Genomic DNA, 566 nt, shown 5'->3' on the forward strand with positions numbered 1-566 from the left:
TCGTATTTTTTCAGATATCCACAGTCATCATATACGAATATCCCGATATCCCCGCATTCAAGTTCTTCGCAGCGCTTTACCCATACGATTTGTCCGCTATGATAACGTGGCTCCATACTATCACCGCTAACGTATATCCCGAACTCGGCACCAGCCGGAACGCTACTGGCAGGCACTTGTATGTGCTGGAACATTTCACCCTCAAGAAAAGCTCCTAGACCTGCCGATACTGGCAGCTCTGACACCGGCATCATTATATAGTCGATTTCCGCAGGCTCTTCTGTGTCTGGCTGGTAGCGCCGGGATGCAATCAAGTCCATTTCGTACTCGGCAACTTTTTTTTGCCCTATATCATTTAGAAGGGCGGGTTTCTGAAAGTTCTTTGTAAAGTAGGAAGGTCCTTCCTTGATGTTCAATGCGTGACAGATTGCAACCAGTTGATAGATGCTGGGAGTGGTGTATCCTTTTTCCCATTTGCTGATTCCCTTGTCACTGACATCGACGCCATAGTGACGGAGAAGTTCAGAGAAAGCTACAAGTGAATAGCCATTCCTTTTTCGTGTGCC

Annotated in this window: 1 protein-coding gene; it reads right to left on the bottom strand. The window is 47.0% G+C overall.

Annotated elements, in window-relative coordinates:
- Positions 1–566 (bottom strand): helix-turn-helix domain-containing protein (locus AAAU26_RS00430; protein ID WP_349180863.1); only part of this gene is annotated, 566 nt, incomplete at both ends.

This window comes from Faecalibacterium longum, assembly GCF_040094125.1.
GTDB lineage: Bacteria > Bacillota > Clostridia > Oscillospirales > Ruminococcaceae > Faecalibacterium > Faecalibacterium longum.